The organism is Arthrobacter sp. TJ-265 (assembly GCF_058269135.1).
In genome coordinates this window covers 115,100-133,814 of sequence record NZ_JBZCND010000005.1, presented here as the reverse complement: position 1 = coordinate 133,814, position 18,715 = coordinate 115,100, and the positions used below count along the sequence as shown (strand labels likewise).

Below are 18,715 nucleotides of genomic sequence, written 5' to 3'. Positions count from 1 at the left end.
CTCGAAATTCTGTGACGGATCGATCCGTCTGTCCAGCTGGAGGCAGCAGGCTCGGTGAGGGAATTGGGAGGAGCGGGGGTGCTGGTGGCGCGTAGGACGGGCCGTCACCGGCATGAGCGACGGCGGCGCGGCCCCAGGAGGAGCCGCGCCGCCGTCGGTGGCCAGGAGTGGACCGTCAGCCGGCGGCGTACGCCTCGACGCCGTCGAGCTCGGCATGCAGCGCGGTGAGCTGGCGTCGGACGGCGGCCGGAGCCGTACCGCCCTGCGCGTCGCGGCTGGCCAGCGATCCTTCGACCGTGAGCACCTCGCGCACCGCGGGCGTCAGGTGCGCGGAGATCCCGGCGAACTCCTCATCGGTCAGGTCCCACAGCTCCACACCGCGCTGCTCGGCGATCCTGACGGCGGCGCCCGAGAGCTCGTGTGCCTCACGGAACGGCACGCCCTGACGGACGAGCCACTCGGCGATGTCCGTCGCGAGGGCGAAGCCCTGAGGGGCGAGGGAGGCCAGGCGCTCCGTGTCGAACACGAGGGTCGCGATCATGCCCGAGACCGCGGGCAGCAGGACCTCGAGGGTGTCGACGGCGTCGAACACCGGCTCCTTGTCCTCCTGCAGGTCCCGGTTGTAGGCGAGGGGCAGTCCCTTCAGTGTGGCGAGCAGTCCCGTCAGGTCGCCGATCAGCCGCCCCGCCTTGCCGCGCGCGAGCTCGGCGACGTCGGGGTTCTTCTTCTGCGGCATGATCGACGAGCCGGTCGAGAAGGCGTCGTCGAGCGTGACGAAGGAGAACTCCTTCGTGGCCCAGATGATGATCTCCTCGCTCACGCGGGAGAGATCCACCCCGATCATCGCGGCGACCCAGGCGAACTCCGCGTAGACGTCCCGCGACGCCGTCCCGTCGATCGAGTTGTGCGTCGCGGAGAAGAATCCGAGGTCAGCGGCGACGGATTCGGGGTCCAGGCCCAGCGAGGACCCGGCGAGGGCGCCCGAACCGTAGGGTGAGACCCCGGCACGCCGATCCCAGTCCTGTAGCCGCTGCACGTCCCGCAGCAGGGCCCAGGCATGGGCCAGCAAGTGGTGGCTCAGCAGCACCGGTTGGGCGTGCTGCAGGTGCGTGCGTCCCGGCATCGGCACCTCGAGGTGGGCCTCGGCCTGGTCGACCAGGGCACCGATCGTCGCGAGGACGCCGCGGGCGATGATCCGCGCGTGGTCCCGGAGGTACATGCGTCCGAGCGTCGCCACCTGGTCGTTGCGGGAACGGCCCGCACGCAGCTTGCCGCCGAGCGCCGGGCCGGCACGCTCGATGAGGCCGCGCTCGAGCGACCCGTGGACGTCCTCGTCGCTCGGCGCCGGCGCGTACGCGCCGGACCGCACGTCGGCGTCGAGACGGTCGAGGGCGTCGATCATCCCGGCGAGTTCGCCGTCGTCGAGCAGGCCGGCGCGGTGGAGCACGCGGGCGTGGGCGCGGGAGCCCTCGATGTCGTAGACCGCCAGCCGCCAGTCGAAGTGCGTGGACTTGCTGAGCGCGGCGAGGGCGTCGGCGGGGCCGCCGGCGAACCGGCCGCCCCACAGCGAACCCTCGTTCGTCCCCGGGCGCCCCCCACCCTCGCTTCGCTCGGCCGGGGACCCCTGCGCTCGTGGGCCCACCACGTGCTCTTGAGCCATCAGGCGCCCGCCCGCTGGTCCCGGCTCGAGGCCACCTTGGAGGACAGGCCGAAGATCTCGATGAAGCCGCGGGCCATCGACTGGTCGAAGGTGTCGCCGGAATCGTAGGTCGCGAGGTTGAAGTCGTAGAGCGCGACGTCGGAGCGGCGGCCGGTGACGGTCGCGCGGCCGCCGTGGAGGTCCATGCGGATGTCGCCGGTGACGTACTTCTGCGTGTCGTCGACGAAGGTGTCCAGCGAGCGCTTCAGCGGCGAGAACCACTGGCCGTCGTACACCAGTTCGGTCCAGCGCTGGTCGACGGTCTTCTTGAAGCGGGCCTGCTCGCGCTCGATGGTGACGTTCTCGAGTTCGCGGTGCGCGGCGATGAGGGCCATCGCGCCGGGGGCCTCGTAGATCTCGCGGCTCTTGATGCCTACGAGGCGGTCCTCGACGATGTCGATGCGGCCGATCCCCTGGGCACCGGCCCGGCGGTTGAGCTCCTCGATGGCCTGCAGCGGCGTGACGGTGTTGCCGTCGATGGCTACGGGGATGCCCTCCTTGAAGGAGATGATCACCTCGTCGGCGGCGGGTGGGAACTCGGGCGACTCGGTGTAGTCGTAGACGTCCTTGGTGGGTCCGTTCCAGATGTCCTCGAGGAACCCGGTCTCGACGGCGCGGCCCCAGACGTTCTGGTCGATGGAGAACGGGTTCTTCTTGGTGGTCTCGATGGGCAGGCCCTTCTCCTCGGCGAAGGCGATGGCCTTGTCGCGCGTGAGGGCGAGGTCGCGGACGGGGGCGATGCACTTCAGGTCGGGGCCGAAGGTCTGGATGCCGACCTCGAAGCGCACCTGGTCGTTGCCCTTGCCGGTGCAGCCGTGGGACACGGTCGTGGCGCCGAACTGACGCGCGGCGGCGACGAGGTGCTTGACGATCACGGGCCGGGACAGCGCGGAGACGAGGGGGTAGGCGTCCATGTAGAGCGCGTTCGTCTTCAGGGCGGGCATGCAGTAGTCGGTGGCGAACTCCTCACGGGCGTCGGCCACGTAGGCTTCGACGGCGCCGCAGCCGAGCGCGCGCTGGCGGATGGTCTCGAGGGATTCGCCGCCCTGTCCGACGTCGACGGCCACGGCGATCACCTCGGCCCCGGTGGCTTCGGCGATCCAGCCGATGGCTACGGAGGTGTCGAGTCCGCCGGAGTAGGCGAGGACGATGCGTTCGGTCACGGGAGGTGCTCCTTCGATTGTCCGGGCGGTGCGCCCGTGGGTGTGTTGATGTTCAGGGTGTCATGCCGCGGCCGGCGCAGGGCCGGGCGTCATGACGGGTCGGCGGGCCCTTGCGGTTCCTGCGCGAGTCCGAGGAAGCGGTCGGCGACGGCGGCGCCGCCGTCGGGGTCGCGGCTGACGAGCATCACGGTGTCGTCGCCGGCGATGGTGCCGAGGATCGTGGGCATCACCGAGTGGTCGATGGCCAGGGCGAGGAAGTTCGCGGCTCCCGGCGGCGTCCGCAGGATGACGATGTTTCCCGAGGCCTCCGCCGTCACGAGCAGTTCGTTGCACAGCTTCGCGAGCCGCGCGTCGAGGATCTCCTGGGACACGCCGCTGCGGGCGTGCCGGCCGCCGCCCTCCACGGGCACCGCGTAGATCAGCGCGCCCTCGGCTCCGCGGACGCGCACGACGCCGAGCTCCACGAGGTCCCGCGACAGCGTCCCCTGGTTGACCTGCACGCCGTCGGCGGCGAGCAGGGTGGCCAGCTCCACCTGCGAGCGCACGGACCGGGCGGTGAGGAGGTCCGTGATGAGGGCGTGCCGGGCGGTCTTCGTGGTGAGGCGGGCGGAATCGCGCTGCACGGTCATGAGCCGCTCCCCTGCCCGTCGGATCGGGCGGACCGCTGCACGAGCCAAGTCATGAGCGCCTTCTGCGCGTGCAGCCGGTTCTCGGCCTCGTCCCAGACGAGCGACTGCGGGCCGTCGATGACGTCGCCGGCGATCTCGTAGCCGCGGTAGGCGGGGAGGCAGTGGAGCACGACGGCGTCGGGCGCGGCCAGCGCCATGGCGGCGGCGTCGACGGCGTAGGAGCGGAACAGCTCCTGCCGTGCCGCCTTCTCCTCCTCCTGGCCCATCGACACCCAGGTGTCGGTGGCGACGACGTCGGCCCCTGCGAGCGCGGCGGCGGCGTCCACGGTGACGAGGACGGACCCGCCGGTCTCGGCCGCCCTATCCTCGGCCGCGGCCACGACCGCCGGGTCGGGGAGGTAGCCCTCGGGCCCGGCGATCCGGACGTGCATCCCGGCCGTGGCCCCGGCGAGGAGGTAGGAGTTGGCCATGTTGTTGGCGCTGTCCCCCAGGTACGTCAGGGTGAGCCCGGCGAGCGTGCCCTTGTGCTCCCGGATGGTGAGCAGGTCCGCGAGCAGCTGGCACGGGTGGTAGTCGTCCGAGAGGGCGTTGATGACGGGGACGCTCGACGCCGCGGCCATCTCCTCGAGTCCGGCCTGGGCGTAGGTGCGCCACACGATCGTTGCGACCATCCGGTCGAGGACCCTGGCTGTGTCGGTGATGGATTCCTTGTGCCCGAGCTGGGAGTCCCCCGCCCCGATGATCAGCGGCACTCCGCCGAGGTCCGCGACGCCGGCGGCGAAGGACACCCGGGTCCGGGTGGAGGTCTTGTCGAAGATGACGGCGACCGTCCTGCGGCCCGCGCCCTCCCCAGCGAACGGCGCATGGGCGTAGGGCTTCGCCTTGAGTTCGACGGCGAGGTCGAGGACCTCGGTCTGCTCGGCGGGTGAGAGATCCGTGTCGACGAGGAAGTGGCGCGTCATGGGGTTGCCTTCCGGGTGTCGGAGTGTGCGGTGCGGGCGGTGGTGAGGATGGCGGGCAGGGCGTCCAGGAACGTCGCTGCCTGCTCGGCGGTGAGGATGAGCGGAGGTGCGAGTCGAAGGGTCGAGAGCCCCGTCGCGTTGATGATGAATCCTGCGGCGAGCGCCGCCTGGACCGCCTCCGGTGCATACTCGCCGTCGACGTCGAACCCGATGAGCAGGCCCTGGCCGCGCACCGCGGTGACCCCGTGGGTGGCTGCGAGCCGCGAGGCGAGGAGGGCGCCGACGTCGGACGCGTGCTGCAGGGCGCCCGTCGTCTCGAGGACGTGCAGCGTGGCGAGGCCTGCCGCGGTGGCCACGGGGTTCCCCCCGAAGGTGCTGCCGTGCTGGCCCGCGCCGATCAGCGAGGAGGCGTCCTCGCCGAACGTGACGAGCGCGCCGATCGGGAAGCCGCCGCCGAGGCCCTTGGCGAGCGTCATGGCATCGGGGACCACGCCGTCGACCCACTGGTGGGCGAACCAGCGGCCCGTCCGCGCGACGCCGGACTGGACCTCGTCGAGGATGAGCAGCGCCCCGTGTTCGCGGGTCAGCTCCCGCGCTGCACGCAGGTACTCGGGTGAGAGGGGCCGGACGCCGGCCTCGCCCTGGATGGGTTCGATGACGAGCGCTGCCACGGAGGAGTCCATGGCGGACCTGAGTGCCTCGATGTCGTCGAAGGGGATGTGCTCCACGCCGCCGGGCAGGGGCTCGAAGGGTTCGCGGTAGGCCTTCTTGGACGTGAGGGCGAGGGCCCCCATGGTGCGGCCGTGGAAGGCGCCGTCAAGGGCGAGGATGCGCTGCCGCCCCGGTGTGCTGTTGCGTCGTGCGAGCTTGACCGCGGCCTCGAGGGCCTCCGCACCGGAGTTGGTGAAGAACACGCGGGACCCGGTGGGCGCCTCGGCGAGGGCCAGGAGCTTCTCGGCGAGCGCCACCTGCGTGGGGCTCGTGAAGAAGTTGGAGATGTGGCCGAGGGTCGCGAGCTGGCTGGAGACGACGGAGGTGACGAAGGGGTGCGCGTGCCCGAGGGCGTTGACCGCGATGCCGCCGAGGAGGTCGAGGTACTGCCCGCCGTCGGCGTCCCACACGAAGCAGCCGGATCCGCGCACCAGCACGCGCTGCGGCGTCCCGAAGACGCCCATCAGCGAGGAGCCGTAGCGGGCCAGCCAGTCCGCGCCGGACGTCCCGCCGGTGAGCAGGTCCGCGATCTCGTGGACGGCTGTGGTGTTCACGGTGGTGTTGTTCATGCTGCCCCTTCGGGAGCCGTGGGCTGCGGGGTGACGGTCGCGTCGTCGGGGACCACCTGCGTGCCGATGCCCGCCGTGGTGAAGGTCTCGAGCAGCATCGAGTGGGCCAGCCGCCCGTCGACGATGTGCGCGCGCTCCACCCCGGCCTCGACGGCCTGCAGGCATGCCGTCATCTTCGGGATCATGCCGGATTCGAGGCTGGGCAGGAGCTCGCGGAGTTCGCTCGCGGTCAGGGAGGAGATGAGGGAGCTGCGGTCCGGCCAGGCCGCGTAGAGCCCCTCCACGTCGGTGAGGATCACGAGCTTCGAGGCCCCGAGGGCGGCGGCCAGCGCCGCGGCGGCGGAATCGGCGTTCACGTTGAGGACCTGCTGCACGGCCTCTCCGTCGGCGTCGTACTCCGGGGCGACGGTGGAGATCACGGGGATGCGCCCGGCCTGGAGGATGTCGAGGATGGCGCCGGGATGGACGGCGGTCACGTCACCGACGAGCCCCAGATCCACGGTCTCGCCGTCGACGACGGTCCCGGTGCGGACCGCGCGCAGCAGCCCGCCGTCCTCGCCGGACAGGCCGACGGCATAGGGGCCGTGGGAGTTGATGAGGCCTACGAGTTCGCGGCCCACCTGGCCGGTGAGGACCATCCGGACCACGTCCATGGCTTCGGGGGTCGTCACGCGCAGGCCGCCCTTGAACTCGGACTCGATGCCGAGTTTCTGGAGCATCGCGTTGATCTGGGGGCCGCCGCCGTGCACCACGACGGGCCGGATGCCCACATGGTGGAGGAAGACGACGTCCTCGGCGAAGGCCCGGCGCATCTCCTCGTTCACCATGGCGTTGCCGCCGTACTTGATGACCATCGTGGTGCCGGCGAACCGCTGGATCCAGGGCAGCGCCTCCACCAGTGTGGCGGCCTTGTCCTGCGCCTTCAGGGTCGAGGCCGACGGCGTCGCCGTCGGGTGCGTGTCGGTGCTCGTGTCACTGCTCGTCATGGCGTCTCCCGTCAGCTCGAGTAGGCGGAGTTCTCGTGCACGTACTCGTGCGTGAGGTCGTTGGTCCAGATCGTGGCGCTCGCCGTCCCGGCGGCGAGGTCGATCTCGACGGACACGTCCCGACCGGTGAGGTCCACGAGATCGCGCGAATCCCCGATCCCGCCCTTCCGGCAGATCTGCACGCCGTTCATCGAGACGTTCAGGGCGTCCGGCTCGAAGACGGCGTCGGTGGTGCCGACGGCCGCGAGGACGCGGCCCCAGTTGGGATCGTTGCCGAAGATGGCGGTCTTGAACAGGTTGGAGCGGGCGACGGCGCGGCTGACCACCTCGGCGTCGCGCTCGTACGCGGCGTTCATGGTGGTGACGGCGATGGTATGGCTCGCGCCCTCGGCGTCGTGGATGAGCTGCGCCGCGAGGTCGAGGCAGACCTGCGTGAGGGCCCTGGTGAACTGCGCCGGGTCCGGTGTGACACCCGCGGCGCCGGAGGCGAGCAGCACCACGGTGTCGTTGGTGGACATGCAACCGTCCGCGTCGGTGCGGTCGAAGCTCACGCGGGTCGCCTCCCGCAGGGCGGCGTCGAGGGTCGCGGCATCGAGGGCGGCGTCCGTGGTGAGGACCACGAGCATGGTGGCCAGGCCCGGCGCCAGCATGCCGGCTCCCTTGGCCATCCCGCCGATCGCGTAGCCCTCGCTCGCGGCGTCGGCCGTCGCCGGGTACCGGGCCTCCTTGGCCACCGTGTCCGTGGTCATGATCGCCTCGGCGGCGGTGGGTCCACCGCCCCTGCCCAGGGATCCGGCCGCATGGGTGACGCCGTCGAGCAGCCGGTCCATCGGGAGCTGTTCACCGATCAGGCCCGTGGAGCACACGAAGACGTCGGTCGCGGAGATCCCGAGGAGCTCGGCGGTGACCTCCGCGGTCCGGTGGGTGTTCTGGAAGCCCTCGGGTCCGGTGCAGGCGTTGGCGCCGCCGGAGTTGAGGACGACGGCGTCGACGCGTCCGTCCGAGACGACCTGCCGGGACCACAGCACGGGTGCCGCCGCCACGCGGTTGGAGGTGAACACGGCGGCCGCGTTGTGCAGCGGTCCGTCGTTGGCGACGAGGGCGACGTCGGGCTTGCCGGTGCTCTTCAGGCCGGCGGCGACGCCCGCAGCGCGGAACCCGCCCGGATAGGTGATGCTCACGGTGCGATCCCCTGGATGGTCAGGCCCGCGGTCTCGTCGAGTCCGAGGGCGATGTTCATGGACTGCACCGCGCCACCGGCGGTCCCCTTGGTGAGATTGTCGATGACGCAGCTCACGATCACGCGACCCGCGTGGTCGTCGAAGGCCAGCTGGAGGTTCGCGTAATTGGAGCCGAGGACCGCCTTGGTGGTGGGCCACTGGCCCTCGGGCAGCACCCGCACGAAGGACTCGGCCGCGTAGGCGTCCTCCCACGCCTGCCGCAGCTGCGTGTACCCGACGCCGGGCTTCACGCGGGCGGTCGCCGTGGTCAGGATGCCGCGGGCCATGGGCGCCAGTGTGGGCGTGAAGGAGAGGGACACGCGCTCGCCGGCGGCGCGGCTCAGGCCCTGCTCCATCTCGGGGGTGTGGCGGTGCCCGCCGCCGACGCCGTAGGGGCTCATACCGCCCATCACCTCGGATCCGAGAAGGTGGGGCTTGACGGCCTTGCCCGCCCCGGAGGTACCGGACGCGGAGACGACGACGACGTCGTCGGGCTCGAGGAGGCCCGCGGCGAAGCCCGGGGTGAGGGCGAGGAGGACGCTCGTGGGGTAGCAGCCCGGGACGGCGATCCGGCGGGCTCCGGCGAGACCGGCCCGGTGGCCCGGCAGTTCGGGCAGTCCGTAGGGCCAGGTGCCCGCGTGGGCCGAGCCGTAGAACTTCGTCCACGCGGCGGGGTCCTGCAGGCGGTGGTCGGCGCCGGCGTCGATCACGAGCGTGTCCGCCGGAAGCCGGGCGGCGACCTCGGCGCTCGCACCGTGGGGCAGGGCGAGGAAGACGACGTCGTGTCCGGTGAGGACCTCGGGGGTCGTCTCCTGCAGCACCCGGTCGGCGAGGGAGTGCAGGTGGGGCTGGACGTCGCCGAGGCGCGCACCGGCGTTGCTGTGGGCCGTGATCGCCCCGATCTCGATGTCCGGGTGGTTGGCGAGGAGCCGCAGGATCTCTCCTCCGGCATACCCACTGGCGCCTGACACGGCTGCGGTGAACGTCATGGCTTCAGCCTACAACAACATCATGCATAGCCATACATAGTTATGCACTCAGGCTTCGTCCGGCGGTCGTGACGCCCGCACGGAGGCTCAGGTTGTGACCCCTGCTGTCGTGACGCCCCGCTACGGACGGGGCAGACCTCGACACGGCCCGTGCTGGTGCGGGCCGCCGGGTTCCGGCTGTCCCGGGCATGCCGGTCGTTCTCCTCGAGGTCGACCGCTGCCGCGTGCACGGCGTGAAGGGACTCGTCCGCGTCGATGAGGATGGCGAACTGCGCCATGGGTCGTCCTTCCGCGGTCGTGCGCGGTCACGCGTGGGGCTCGTACCCGATCAGCCAGCGAAGGCCGTGGCGATCGGTGACCTGGCCGTCCGAGGCACCCCACGGCTTCGGAGTCAGCGGGGCGATGCTCGACCCGCCGACCGACAGCTTGTCGAACCATGCGTGGAGGACCGTCGGCTCGGCGGTCCCCAGCAGCGACAGCATGAGGCCCTCGCACCGCACGGTCTGCTCTCCTGCTGCCGCATCCGATCCTGCGAGGGCGACGACGCCGTCGAGCACACCATGGGCCACGGCATCGGGCGGGCCGTCCGTCCTGCCGAACTCTGCATAGGAGTGCAGGGTCAGCTCACCGCCGAACACGTCGGCGTAGAAACCCAGCGCCTCCCGTGCGGTTCCGGGAAAGCTGAGGTAGACGAGGGGTGCGGGTGTGGTGGGCATCACGTCAGCCTGCCACACCCCGGCCCGGGTACACAGGAACCACCGCGGGAATAGCATGAGGGAACGCCACCGAAAGGAAGCACCATGCCCTCAGCCATCGTCGTCACCGCACCGGGCGGTCCGGACGTCCTCAGCCTCGCGACCGTCGACCGCCCCGCCCCGGGCCCGGGCCAACTGCTGGTGAGGGTCGCCGCCGCAGGGGTGAACTTCATCGAGACGTATCAGCGCAGCGGCGCCTACGCCGTCGACCACCCCTTCACCCCGGGGGCCGAGGCGGCCGGGACGGTGGAATCATCCGGCGAGGACGTCTCGGGCTTCTCCGCCGGCGACCGCGTCGCGTTCGCCGAGGGGACGGGCACCTATGCGGAGTACGCCCTCGTGGACGCGGACCGGGCGCTTCCGGTGCCGGAGGGCGTGGATCTGGAGACCGCGGCCGCCCTCCCCCTGCAGGGCATGACCGCCCACTACCTCATCAACTCCACCTTTCCCGTCCAGCCCGACCACACGGTGCTCGTCCATGCGGGCGCGGGCGGCGTCGGCCTGCTGCTGATCCAGCTCCTCAAGGCGAAGGGTGCCCGCGTGATCACCACGGTCTCGACGCCGGAGAAGGAGGACCTCGCGCGCACCGCCGGCGCCGATGAGGTGCTGCGCTACGAGGGATTCGCCGATGCCGTGAAGACCCTGACGGACGGCGTCGGGGTGGATGTCGTGTACGACGGCGTGGGCCGGGCGACGTTCGACGACTCGCTGCGCTCACTGCGGATCCGCGGCACCCTCGTGCTCTTCGGGGCGGCCTCCGGCGCGGTGCCCCCGTTGGAGCTGCAACGCCTCAACAGCGGCGGCTCACTCTTCGTCACCCGGCCCACCCTCGCGCACCACCTGCTCTCCCCCGAGGAGCGCCGCTGGCGTTCGGAGGAACTCTTCGGCGCCGTCGCAGCAGGCCAGCTCGATGTGCGCATCGGTGCCCGGTACCCGCTCGCGGACGCGGCCCGCGCACACGAGGACCTCCAGGCCCGTCGAACCACGGGCAAGGTGCTGCTCATCCCCTGAGCCTGGGCTGCGCTTCAGCAGGCTGACGGCAACTGAAGAGATGATTGCGGACGCGCACCTCGCGGACCCTGCGCCCCCGTCGTGGGCAGGTTGGTGACGACGACCTCCACGACAGGTCAGGCGAAGAGCAGCGGTGCCCGCCTGGACTGTCGCGTGTAGGGGTATGCCGGAGTGCTGTGATTGTCCTGCGCGTTCTCCCACTCCTGCTCGCGTTCACGCTCCCGCTTGTGCTCGCGTTCGTCCGGGCTGCTGCCGGGCAGGGGTGGTGCGGTGGAGTGGTAGGTGTGGCCGGTGGGCGTGCTGATCTCGAGGGCATGCCGGGCGTGCCTGGCTCCGGGATCGGGGTGCGCTTTCGCATTCCAGCCGGGGAGTTCCTTGGTGTGGTTGCACGCCTCACACAGCCCGGCCCCGTTGGACAGGGTGGTGGGCCCGTCGTCATGCCAGGGGATGATGTGGTCGTAGTGGCGGATTGGCGCATCACAGTACGGGGTCCGGCACAGATGGTCGCGGGCCTCGATGAAGCGGCGCTGCCCGGCCGTGAAAAGCCTGGTCCGGGACTCGACGGCCACCAGCTCCCCGCTACCGGGGGTGGTATACAGGCGCCGCAGCCAGACCTCGAATGCCCGCCGGTGATCTGCTGACGGGCCGGAGGCCCGCTCGGAGGCCGGCCCGGTGGTGAGGAGGTCCCGGGCCCAGCCGGCGGGGACGATCCCGTAGCCCGGCAGCCTCGCGGGTTCGCTGTCGCCCTGGAACAGGGTCCGGTCCGTCATGACCAGCTGCACCTCGACCCGGGAGAACCCGCCCGGGGTGCCCGTGGTCCGCTCCACCAGGGCATCGGCCATCAGCTGGCCCCGACTCCGGGGATCCCCGGCGGCCCGGCGGGTGTCGGCGTGCCGGGTCAGTTCCGCGTGCACCGCGACCCCCTGCGCGACCGGCAGCAGGGCGGTCAGATACGTCATGGTGTCCGGCGCCGGCCGCAGACTCACCCGCCGGTCCGCCGCCGCGTGGCTCGCCCGCTGGGTCACCGAGCGCGGGTCCCGCCGGTACGCCGCCGCCCGGGCCGCGGCCAGGATCTGCCGGTCCCCGGCCCCGTCGAAGGCACCCGTGTCCGCGGCCAGGTCCTCATCGACCGCGCACCGGTCCGCGGCGGAGAGGCACGCCGTCTCCCGCACCAGCAGCGTCGCCCGCCACTCATTCAACAACCCGGTTTCGAGGGCGGCCATCGTGTGCGGCATCTCCGTCACCAGAGCCCGCGCGAACCCGAGCAGCCGGCCACCCCGGGCCGGGACTCACGCCGGGCCAGGGCCACCTGCGCCGCCACCCCCTTGCCCTGCTCCGCCACCGGCACACCAGCTGCCGCCTGGGACCGGCGCTGGTCCAGGTCGAACGCGACCGCGATCCGGGCCTGCCGGGCGGCGATCAGGCACTTCAACTCCTCCGAATCGCTCACCTCATCGATCAACTCCGGACCATCCGTCGGCACGGGAAGGGACGCGAGCGCGTCGATCAGATCCCGCACAGAGCCAATCCGCACAAACCCGGACGGGATGACGACCGGCTGAATCGGATCCGACGGGTTACCGTGCCGCCGCGAACCACCACCGATATCCGTGGTGTTGAGCGAAGCAATCCGGCTGCTGTCCATACTGAATTCTCCCCGCTGGCACCGACATTATGCGGTCGCTACGAACGCCGCCGGAGGGGAGGAATCGGCAATGATCAGGGGTGTTTCCGGTCGGAATTGCCGATGCTAGAAGGGCAGACCACGCATCAGGGATGGAGCTATGCCAAAGGGCGCAGCACGCCGCGATCCCTGAGCGGGCAGCACGAAGATCTCCTCGCGCTCTTCGCTGCGGCCGGTCCGGAGCCTCGCATCCTTCGGCTGCGATGGACCCCTCACCCACACGGAAGGCCCGCCCCCACACCGGGAACGGGCCTTCATGGTGCTGGAGGACTCAGCGCTGCACGGCGCCATGCCGCTCGGCCGCGAGGGCCACGGCGGCGTCACGCGCCGCGCTGGCCTCGTCCGCCGTCAGGGTACGATCCGGCGCGCGGAACCGCAGGGCGAAAGCTAGGGACTTCTGCCCCTCGGGGATGCCCTGTCCCGTGTAGACGTCGAACAGGCTGACGTCCTCGAGGAGCACACCCGCACCCTCCCGCAGGGTCTCGAGCACATCGCCCGCGACCACCGAGGCTTCGACGACGAGCGCGACGTCCTGCGTGGCCGGCGGATAGGTGGACAGCGACCGCGCGACGATCACGTCGGCAGCGGCCTCGAAGAGGAGGTCCGCGGTGATCTCCAGGGCGACCGTGCGCGCGGGGAGGTCCTGCGCGGCGATCAGCTTCGGATGCAGCTCGCCCGCGTAGCCCAGCACTTCGCCGCTGCGCAGCGAGAATTCCGCCGTGCGGCCGGGGTGGAACGCCTGGTGGCTGCCCTGCCGGACCACGACGTCGACGCCGGTGACCTGCGCCATGAGCTGCACGGCGTCGACGGCGTCCGCCCAGTCCCAGGCGCGCGGAGCGACGCCGGCCGACGGCGCCGTCTCATGGCCCGTGAACAGCGCGGCCACCACCAGCGGCTGGTTCGGGATCCCCGCGTGCAATCCGTCGAGGACGTCGTCGTCGGGCCTGATGCCCAGCGGCGGGATGGACTCGGAGCCCAGGACGCCGTCGGGCAGGAAGACCGACCCCGCCTCGAACAGGGCCAGGTCGCGGAAGCCGCGCGAGTGGTTCCGCTTCGCCAGCTCCACGAGGCCGGGCAGGATCGAGCGGCGGAGGAAGCCGAGTTCGGCACTGAGCGGGTTCGCGAGCTTCACCGAGGCAGGCGCCGCGCCCTCGTCCGGGGTGCCGAACACGGCGTTCGATGCCTCGCTGACGAATGGGTAGGCGAGCACCTCCGTGAGCCCTGCTGCCGCGAGGGCGTTCAGGAGCCGGCGGCGCTGCTGCTGCACGCGCGTCAGGCCGCGCCCGGGCGGGGCGACGGGCAGCGAGGAGGGGATCGTGTCGTAGCCGACGAGCCGGATGATCTCCTCGGTCAGGTCCTCGCGGGTCTCGAGGTCGCTGCGCCAGCTCGGGGCGGTGACGCGGTAGCCGCCCTCGGTCTCCTGGACCGTCGCCCCGAGGTCCGTGAGCGTGCCCCGGATCTGCTCGTCGCTGAACTCGCGTCCGATCAGGCGGGCCGGGAAGTCGGCGGGCAGATCGATGACCCGCGGTTCCGGTGCCTCGCCGACGTCGGTGGCGGCGTCGTCGACGGTCCCGCCGGCGAGCTCGAGGATGAGTTCGACGGCGCGCTGCGCGGCGATATCGGCCACGTTCCAGTCCACGCCGCGCTCGAAGCGCTTGGACGCCTCCGACGGCAACCGGTGGCGACGACGGGACCGGCCGATGCTGACGGCGTCGAAGTGGGCGGACTCGATGAGCACGTTGTCGGTGCTCGCCGAGACCTCGGTGGAGGCGCCACCCATGACGCCGGCGATACCGATGGGACCGGACGCGTCGGTGATGAGGAGGTCCTCGGCGTCGAGCGTGCGGTCCTTGTCGTCGAGGGTCCGCAGCGTCTCGCCCGCAGCGGCCCGTCGGACCACGATGTCGCCCGAGAGCTTGTCGAGGTCGTAGAAGTGCAGGGGCTGGCCGAGCTCGAGCATCACGTAGTTGGAGATGTCGACGACGAGCGAGATGGAGCGGATGCCGGCGAGGCGCAGTCGCGCGGACATCCACGGCGGCGTGGGGCGTGTGGGGTCGACGCCGCGGACCGTCCGAGCCACGAACCGGTCGCAGCCGGGCGTGCCGTAGACGGGAGCGGTGTCCTCGAGCCGCACCGGGTATCCCCCGGGCGCGGCCGGCGGGACGACGACGGCGGCAGCCGGGTCGGTGAAGGCCGTCCCGGTGGCGTGCGCGTACTCCCGGGCGGCGCCGCGGATGGAGAAGCAGTACCCGCGGTCGGGCGTCACGTTGATCTCCGCGGCCTGGTCGTACAGGCCGAGCAGTTCCATGGCGTCGGCGCCCACCTCGGGGTCGAGCCCGAGGGTGGAGAGCACGAGGATGCCGTCGTGGTCGTCGCCGATGCCGAGTTCACGCACGGACGCGATCATGCCGGCGGACACGTGCCCGTAGGTCTTGCGGGGGCTGATGCGGAAGTCACCCGGCAGCACCGAGCCGGGCAGGGTGACGACCACCTTGTCGCCCTCGACGAAGTTGTGGGCGCCGCACACGATGCCCTGCACGCCGGACGGGTCGATGCCGTCCCCTGTGAGGGTCTGCTGGGCACCCTCGGGCACCACGCGGACCTCGCACCAGTTGATGGTCTTGCCGTTGGACTGCGGTTCCTTGACGATGCTGAGCACCTGGCCCACCACGATCGGGCCGGTCAGCTCGTCGGTGGGACGGTGGACGTCCTCTTCTTCGAGGCCTACCTTGACCAGCTCGGCCATCACGTCTTCCGCGGTCGCATCCGCAGGCACGGCTGCGTATTCGCGCAGCCAGGACAGTGGGATTCTCACCTAGATCTCCATCCCGAAGTGTTCGCTGAAACGTACGTCGCCCTCGATCATGTCCCGCATGTCGATGACCTCGTTGCGGAACATGAGTGCCCGCTCGATCCCCATGCCGAAGGCGAACCCGGAGTAGACCTCCGGGTCGATGCCGGTGGCGCGCAGCACGTTGGGGTTGACCATGCCGCAGCCGCCCCACTCGATCCAGCGGGGGCCGCCCTTGGCGCCCGGGTGCCAGATGTCGAGCTCGGCGCTCGGCTCCGTGAAGGGGAAGAAGTTGGGGCGCAGGCGCACCTTGGCGTCGTCGCCGAAGAGCTGCTGCGTGAAGTGCTCGAGCGTGCCCACGAGATCCGCCATGGTGAGTCCCTTGTCGATGGCGAGGCCCTCGAACTGGTGGAAGACCGGCGTGTGGGTGGCGTCGAGCTCGTCCGTGCGGAACACCTTGCCCGGGCACAGGACGTAGATCGGCAGGTCGCGCTCGAGCATGGAGCGGGCCTGGACCGGCGAGGTATGGGTGCGCAGCACGAGGTGGGCCTCGGGCGGCTCGACGAAGAACGTGTCCTGCATCTCGCGCGCCGGGTGGTCGGGCTTGAAGTTCAGGGCGTCGAAGTTGAACCACTCGGACTCGAGCTCGGGTCCTTCCGCGATCTCCCAGCCCATGCCCACGAAGACGTCGCTGACCCGCTCCTGCAGCGTGGATAGCGGGTGCCGGGCGCCGGTCCGACGACGGCGCGGGGCTGCGGTGACGTCCACGGCCTCCTCGACGAGGATCCGTGCGTCACGCTCGGCCTCGAGCTCGACCGTGCGGGCGGCGAGCGCCTGGTTGATCTGCCCGCGGGCGGGCCCGATGTTCTTGCCCGCCGCCGACTTCTGCTCCTTCGGCAGGGCGCCGATGCCCCGGTTGGCGAGGCTCAGCGCGGACTTCTCACCGGTGTGTGCGATCCGGACCGCTTTCAGCCCGTCGAGGTCGGCAGCAGCAGCGATGTCGGCGAGCGCGGCGTCGACGGCGGAGGCGACCGACGCGGCGTCCAGCGGATCGGGGACCTGGGCATCGCGGCCGGCAGGCCCGGCGTGCTCTGGGGTTTCGGCCATGGGGTTGCGTACCTTGCACTCTCGGAACGTGCGGCGGGCCATTCGCCGGAGCGGGCCACGCCGTGGACAGGAAAACGCCGGGACGCAGCGGGGCGTACCGGCGTCCCAAGTCTAGGCGACGGGTTCGGCCGTGGGACAACCGCCCGCTACTGACCGGGTGGTGCGGCGCCGCCGTACGATGGCGGCATGAACCGGAGGCTCGTGCCATTCCTCAACTGGATCAACCTGTCGACGCCGTGCGGCCTCGCCGTCGCCGCCCTGTCCGGCTGCCGCGTCTCACCCGGACCGTACGGCATCCTGCTCGCGGAGGGCTACCGCCGTCGGCTGCCCAAGGCCCGTGCCTTCACGGTGGGCAGCGTGGTCCTGCTGCGGGGCAGCGCCCCGCGCAGCGCCCCGCCCGCGTTCCTCCGGCTCCTCGAGCACGAGGCGCACCATGCCCGCCAGTACGCAGCGTGCCTCGGCCTGCCCTTCCTCCCGGCGTACCTGGTGGCGGCGGGCTACTCGCTCCTGCGCACCGGGGACCCGGCGTCGCGCAACCTCTTCGAGCGCGGAGCAGGGCTCGCCACCGGCGGCTACCGTGAGCGGCCGGTGCGTCCGCTCACGACGGCGATCGGGGCTGCGGTCACGTCGATCGGTTCCCGCTCCGGCCGAGGGTGACGCTCGTCAGTGCTCCGCCCCTGCGGTGATGCGCACGTCGAGGATGGTCTCCGCCGTCGTCGTCGCGATCGCGGCCAGGGCCGTGGCCATCGCCTCGACGGCGATGCCCGGCTGCCCGTGGGCGGCACCCTGCTCCGAGGAGAAGGGCACGTGGACGAACCCGCCCCGGGTCCCCTGCCGACCCTCCAGCAGGTCCATGAGCCCGTAGAAGAGGTGGTTGCAGACATAGGTGCCGGCGGTCTGCGACACCTCGACCGGGATTCCCAGCCCGGCTACGGTCTCCCGGCACGCCTTGATGGGCAGGGTACTGAAGTACGCTGCGGGGCCGGCGGCCACCACGGGTTCGTCGATGGGCCTGCGGCCGGCGTTGTCGGGGATGCGGGCGTCGTCGACGTTGATGGCCACGCGTTCCAGCGAGATCCGCTCGCGCCCGCCGGCCTGCCCGATGCACAGGACGATCTCCGGTTCGACCTGACCGAGGGCGGCCTCCAGCACCTCGATGCTCCGGCCGAAGACGCACGGCACCTCCACGGCGACCGCCTCCCGTCCCTGTGCGCGCAGCAGTTCCGCCGCACGCTGTGCGGCCTGCCAGGACGGATTGGTCGATTCTCCCCCGAAGGGTTCGAAGCCGGTCAGCAGGATCATGCCCCCAGCCTAGTGGCCCGGCCGGGCGACGGTGACGAGATATTAGTACGCGTGTTCTAATGGGTTCATGCGATGGGAAGGGCAGAGGATCACGGACGACGACGCGCCGGCTGCTCCGGCCCTGTTGCCGCTTGCCGGGCTCGTCAGGACGGTGCGGACGCCGGACTTCGCCGGCATCACCTTCCACGAGGTCGCGGCGAAGTCGGTCCTCAACAGGGTCCCGCCCACGTCGTCGATGCCCTTCTCCTGGACCATCAACCCGTTCCGCGGCTGCTCCCATGCCTGCGTGTACTGCTTCGCCCGGAAGACCCACAGCTATCTGAACCTCGACACGGGGCTCGACTTCGACGCGCAGCTCGTCGTCAAGATCAATGCCGCCGAGGTGCTGGCCCGTGAACTGGGCCGACCCTCCTGGACCCGCGAGCACGTTGCGCTGGGCACCAACACGGATCCGTATCAGCGGGCCGAGGGGCGCTACCGGCTCATGCCGGGCATCATCTCCGCCCTCGCGGACTCGGGGACCCCCTTCTCCATCCTGACCAAGGGCACCCTCCTGGCCCGCGACATCCCGCTCCTGAGGGCGGCCTCGCGATCGATCGGCGTGGGCATGGGGATCTCCCTCGCGCTGGTGGATCCGGTCCTCGCCGAGGCGATCGAACCCGGCACCCCCGCCCCGAAGGCACGGCTCGCACTCATCTCCCGGCTCCGCGAGGCCGGGCTGCCGTGCGGGGTCATGGCCATGCCGATCCTGCCCTGGCTCACCGACGGCGACGCATCGCTCGACCAGCTGTTCGGCGCCCTGGCCGACGCCGGGGCCACGGGCGTGACAGCCGGCCCCCTGCACCTGCGACCCGGTTCCCGCGAGTGGTTCATGCAGTGGCTCGCCGCGCACCACCCGCAACTCGTCCCGCGGTACGAGGAGCTCTACCGGGGCGGGAGCTACGCGTCGAAGGAATACCGGGACTGGCTCTCCGGGAGGATCCGCATCTTCCGTCGCAAACACGGCCTCGTGGCGGGCGCCGGCTTCTTCCGCAACCTGTCGGCCGACCGGCAGCCCGGGGCCACCGCGACCGTGCCACCCCCCGCCCCGACCCCGGATCCCGTCCAGGCCTCTCTGTTCTGAAGGCCTGCCCCCAG

At 71.2% G+C, this 18,715-nt stretch carries 16 protein-coding genes and 1 pseudogene; 3 read left to right on the top strand and 14 right to left on the bottom strand.

Annotated elements, in window-relative coordinates:
- Window positions 1-175: 175 nt before the first annotated feature.
- The 10 genes from argH to AC4D2E_RS15815 all read right to left on the bottom strand — a co-directional run bounded on the left by argH (window position 176) and on the right by AC4D2E_RS15815 (window position 9,644).
- Window positions 176-1,660 (bottom strand): argininosuccinate lyase, encoded by a 1,485-nt coding sequence (argH, locus tag AC4D2E_RS15860; protein ID WP_490953222.1) that lies wholly within the window; start codon window positions 1,658-1,660, stop codon window positions 176-178.
- Window positions 1,660-2,862 carry an argininosuccinate synthase gene (locus AC4D2E_RS15855; RefSeq protein WP_490953221.1) on the bottom strand — a complete coding sequence of 401 codons (1,203 nt, stop codon included), beginning with the start codon at window positions 2,860-2,862 and terminating at the stop codon, window positions 1,660-1,662. Before AC4D2E_RS15855 ends, argH begins: the two co-directional genes overlap by 1 nt.
- A gap of 89 nt (window positions 2,863-2,951) precedes the next feature.
- The gene (locus tag AC4D2E_RS15850; protein WP_104168946.1) at window positions 2,952-3,491 is read right to left on the bottom strand and encodes an arginine repressor; all 540 of its coding nucleotides are present in this window, start codon (window positions 3,489-3,491) and stop codon (window positions 2,952-2,954) included.
- The gene (gene argF / locus AC4D2E_RS15845; RefSeq protein WP_490953220.1) at window positions 3,488-4,453 is read right to left on the bottom strand and encodes an ornithine carbamoyltransferase; all 966 of its coding nucleotides are present in this window, start codon (window positions 4,451-4,453) and stop codon (window positions 3,488-3,490) included. The genes AC4D2E_RS15850 and argF overlap by 4 nt, the downstream gene beginning before the upstream one ends.
- Window positions 4,450-5,733: an acetylornithine transaminase gene (locus AC4D2E_RS15840; RefSeq protein ID WP_490953219.1), complete on the bottom strand. Its 1,284-nt coding sequence runs from the start codon at window positions 5,731-5,733 to the stop codon at window positions 4,450-4,452. Before AC4D2E_RS15840 ends, argF begins: the two co-directional genes overlap by 4 nt.
- On the bottom strand, window positions 5,730-6,719 hold the full coding sequence (gene argB / locus AC4D2E_RS15835; RefSeq protein WP_490910573.1) for an acetylglutamate kinase: 990 nt from the start codon (window positions 6,717-6,719) through the stop codon (window positions 5,730-5,732). The genes AC4D2E_RS15840 and argB overlap by 4 nt, the downstream gene beginning before the upstream one ends.
- A gap of 11 nt (window positions 6,720-6,730) precedes the next feature.
- A complete protein-coding gene (gene argJ / locus AC4D2E_RS15830) occupies window positions 6,731-7,900 on the bottom strand; it encodes a bifunctional glutamate N-acetyltransferase/amino-acid acetyltransferase ArgJ (RefSeq protein ID WP_490953218.1) in 1,170 nt (389 codons plus the stop codon).
- Window positions 7,897-8,928, bottom strand: coding sequence for an N-acetyl-gamma-glutamyl-phosphate reductase (gene argC, locus AC4D2E_RS15825; protein ID WP_490953217.1), 1,032 nt, complete (start codon window positions 8,926-8,928; stop codon window positions 7,897-7,899). Before argC ends, argJ begins: the two co-directional genes overlap by 4 nt.
- A gap of 20 nt (window positions 8,929-8,948) precedes the next feature.
- Window positions 8,949-9,206, bottom strand: a complete 258-nt coding sequence (locus tag AC4D2E_RS15820; protein WP_490910576.1) for a hypothetical protein — start codon at window positions 9,204-9,206, stop codon at window positions 8,949-8,951.
- 27 nt (window positions 9,207-9,233) lie between these two features.
- Window positions 9,234-9,644, bottom strand: a complete 411-nt coding sequence (locus AC4D2E_RS15815; RefSeq protein WP_490910577.1) for a VOC family protein — start codon at window positions 9,642-9,644, stop codon at window positions 9,234-9,236.
- An 84-nt stretch (window positions 9,645-9,728) separates the two neighbouring features.
- On the opposite strand from AC4D2E_RS15815, the gene AC4D2E_RS15810 reads away from it, so the two are divergent.
- Window positions 9,729-10,694 carry a quinone oxidoreductase family protein gene (locus tag AC4D2E_RS15810; RefSeq protein ID WP_104168954.1) on the top strand — a complete coding sequence of 322 codons (966 nt, stop codon included), beginning with the start codon at window positions 9,729-9,731 and terminating at the stop codon, window positions 10,692-10,694.
- Window positions 10,695-10,810: 116 nt separating this feature from the next.
- Here the strand turns inward: AC4D2E_RS15810 and AC4D2E_RS15805 are convergent.
- The 3 genes and pseudogenes from AC4D2E_RS15805 to pheS form a co-directional block, all read right to left on the bottom strand.
- A pseudogene (locus AC4D2E_RS15805) lies at window positions 10,811-12,339 on the bottom strand (HNH endonuclease).
- A 310-nt stretch (window positions 12,340-12,649) separates the two neighbouring features.
- On the bottom strand, window positions 12,650-15,193 hold the full coding sequence (gene pheT, locus AC4D2E_RS15800; protein WP_490953216.1) for a phenylalanine--tRNA ligase subunit beta: 2,544 nt from the start codon (window positions 15,191-15,193) through the stop codon (window positions 12,650-12,652).
- Window positions 15,194-16,276 carry a phenylalanine--tRNA ligase subunit alpha gene (gene pheS, locus AC4D2E_RS15795; protein WP_104168957.1) on the bottom strand — a complete coding sequence of 361 codons (1,083 nt, stop codon included), beginning with the start codon at window positions 16,274-16,276 and terminating at the stop codon, window positions 15,194-15,196. It abuts the gene before it with no gap.
- Window positions 16,277-16,462: 186 nt separating this feature from the next.
- Between pheS and AC4D2E_RS15790 the strand changes: the two genes are divergently transcribed.
- Window positions 16,463-16,933: a hypothetical protein gene (locus AC4D2E_RS15790; RefSeq protein WP_490953215.1), complete on the top strand. Its 471-nt coding sequence runs from the start codon at window positions 16,463-16,465 to the stop codon at window positions 16,931-16,933.
- Between the two features lie 6 nt (window positions 16,934-16,939).
- Here the strand turns inward: AC4D2E_RS15790 and pcp are convergent, their stop codons facing one another.
- Window positions 16,940-17,578 carry a pyroglutamyl-peptidase I gene (pcp, locus tag AC4D2E_RS15785; RefSeq protein WP_490953214.1) on the bottom strand — a complete coding sequence of 213 codons (639 nt, stop codon included), beginning with the start codon at window positions 17,576-17,578 and terminating at the stop codon, window positions 16,940-16,942.
- A 67-nt stretch (window positions 17,579-17,645) separates the two neighbouring features.
- Here pcp and AC4D2E_RS15780 point away from each other — a divergent pair, with 67 nt between their 5' ends.
- Window positions 17,646-18,701 (top strand): Rv2578c family radical SAM protein, encoded by a 1,056-nt coding sequence (locus tag AC4D2E_RS15780; protein ID WP_490953213.1) that lies wholly within the window; start codon window positions 17,646-17,648, stop codon window positions 18,699-18,701.
- Window positions 18,702-18,715: the final 14 nt, after the last annotated feature.

Coding starts and splice junctions, on each gene's coding strand:
- argH (WP_490953222.1), bottom strand. CDS start 1,660: ATGGCTCAAGAGCACGTGGTGGGCCCACGAGCGCAGGGGTCCCCGGCC.
- AC4D2E_RS15850 (WP_104168946.1), bottom strand. CDS start 3,491: ATGACCGTGCAGCGCGATTCCGCCCGCCTCACCACGAAGACCGCCCGG.
- argF (WP_490953220.1), bottom strand. CDS start 4,453: ATGACGCGCCACTTCCTCGTCGACACGGATCTCTCACCCGCCGAGCAG.
- AC4D2E_RS15840 (WP_490953219.1), bottom strand. CDS start 5,733: ATGAACAACACCACCGTGAACACCACAGCCGTCCACGAGATCGCGGAC.
- argB (WP_490910573.1), bottom strand. CDS start 6,719: ATGACGAGCAGTGACACGAGCACCGACACGCACCCGACGGCGACGCCG.
- argC (WP_490953217.1), bottom strand. CDS start 8,928: ATGACGTTCACCGCAGCCGTGTCAGGCGCCAGTGGGTATGCCGGAGGA.
- AC4D2E_RS15820 (WP_490910576.1), bottom strand. CDS start 9,206: ATGGCGCAGTTCGCCATCCTCATCGACGCGGACGAGTCCCTTCACGCC.
- AC4D2E_RS15815 (WP_490910577.1), bottom strand. CDS start 9,644: ATGCCCACCACACCCGCACCCCTCGTCTACCTCAGCTTTCCCGGAACC.
- AC4D2E_RS15810 (WP_104168954.1), top strand. CDS start 9,729: ATGCCCTCAGCCATCGTCGTCACCGCACCGGGCGGTCCGGACGTCCTC.
- pheS (WP_104168957.1), bottom strand. CDS start 16,276: ATGGCCGAAACCCCAGAGCACGCCGGGCCTGCCGGCCGCGATGCCCAG.
- AC4D2E_RS15790 (WP_490953215.1), top strand. CDS start 16,463: ATGAACCGGAGGCTCGTGCCATTCCTCAACTGGATCAACCTGTCGACG.
- pcp (WP_490953214.1), bottom strand. CDS start 17,578: ATGATCCTGCTGACCGGCTTCGAACCCTTCGGGGGAGAATCGACCAAT.
- AC4D2E_RS15780 (WP_490953213.1), top strand. CDS start 17,646: ATGCGATGGGAAGGGCAGAGGATCACGGACGACGACGCGCCGGCTGCT.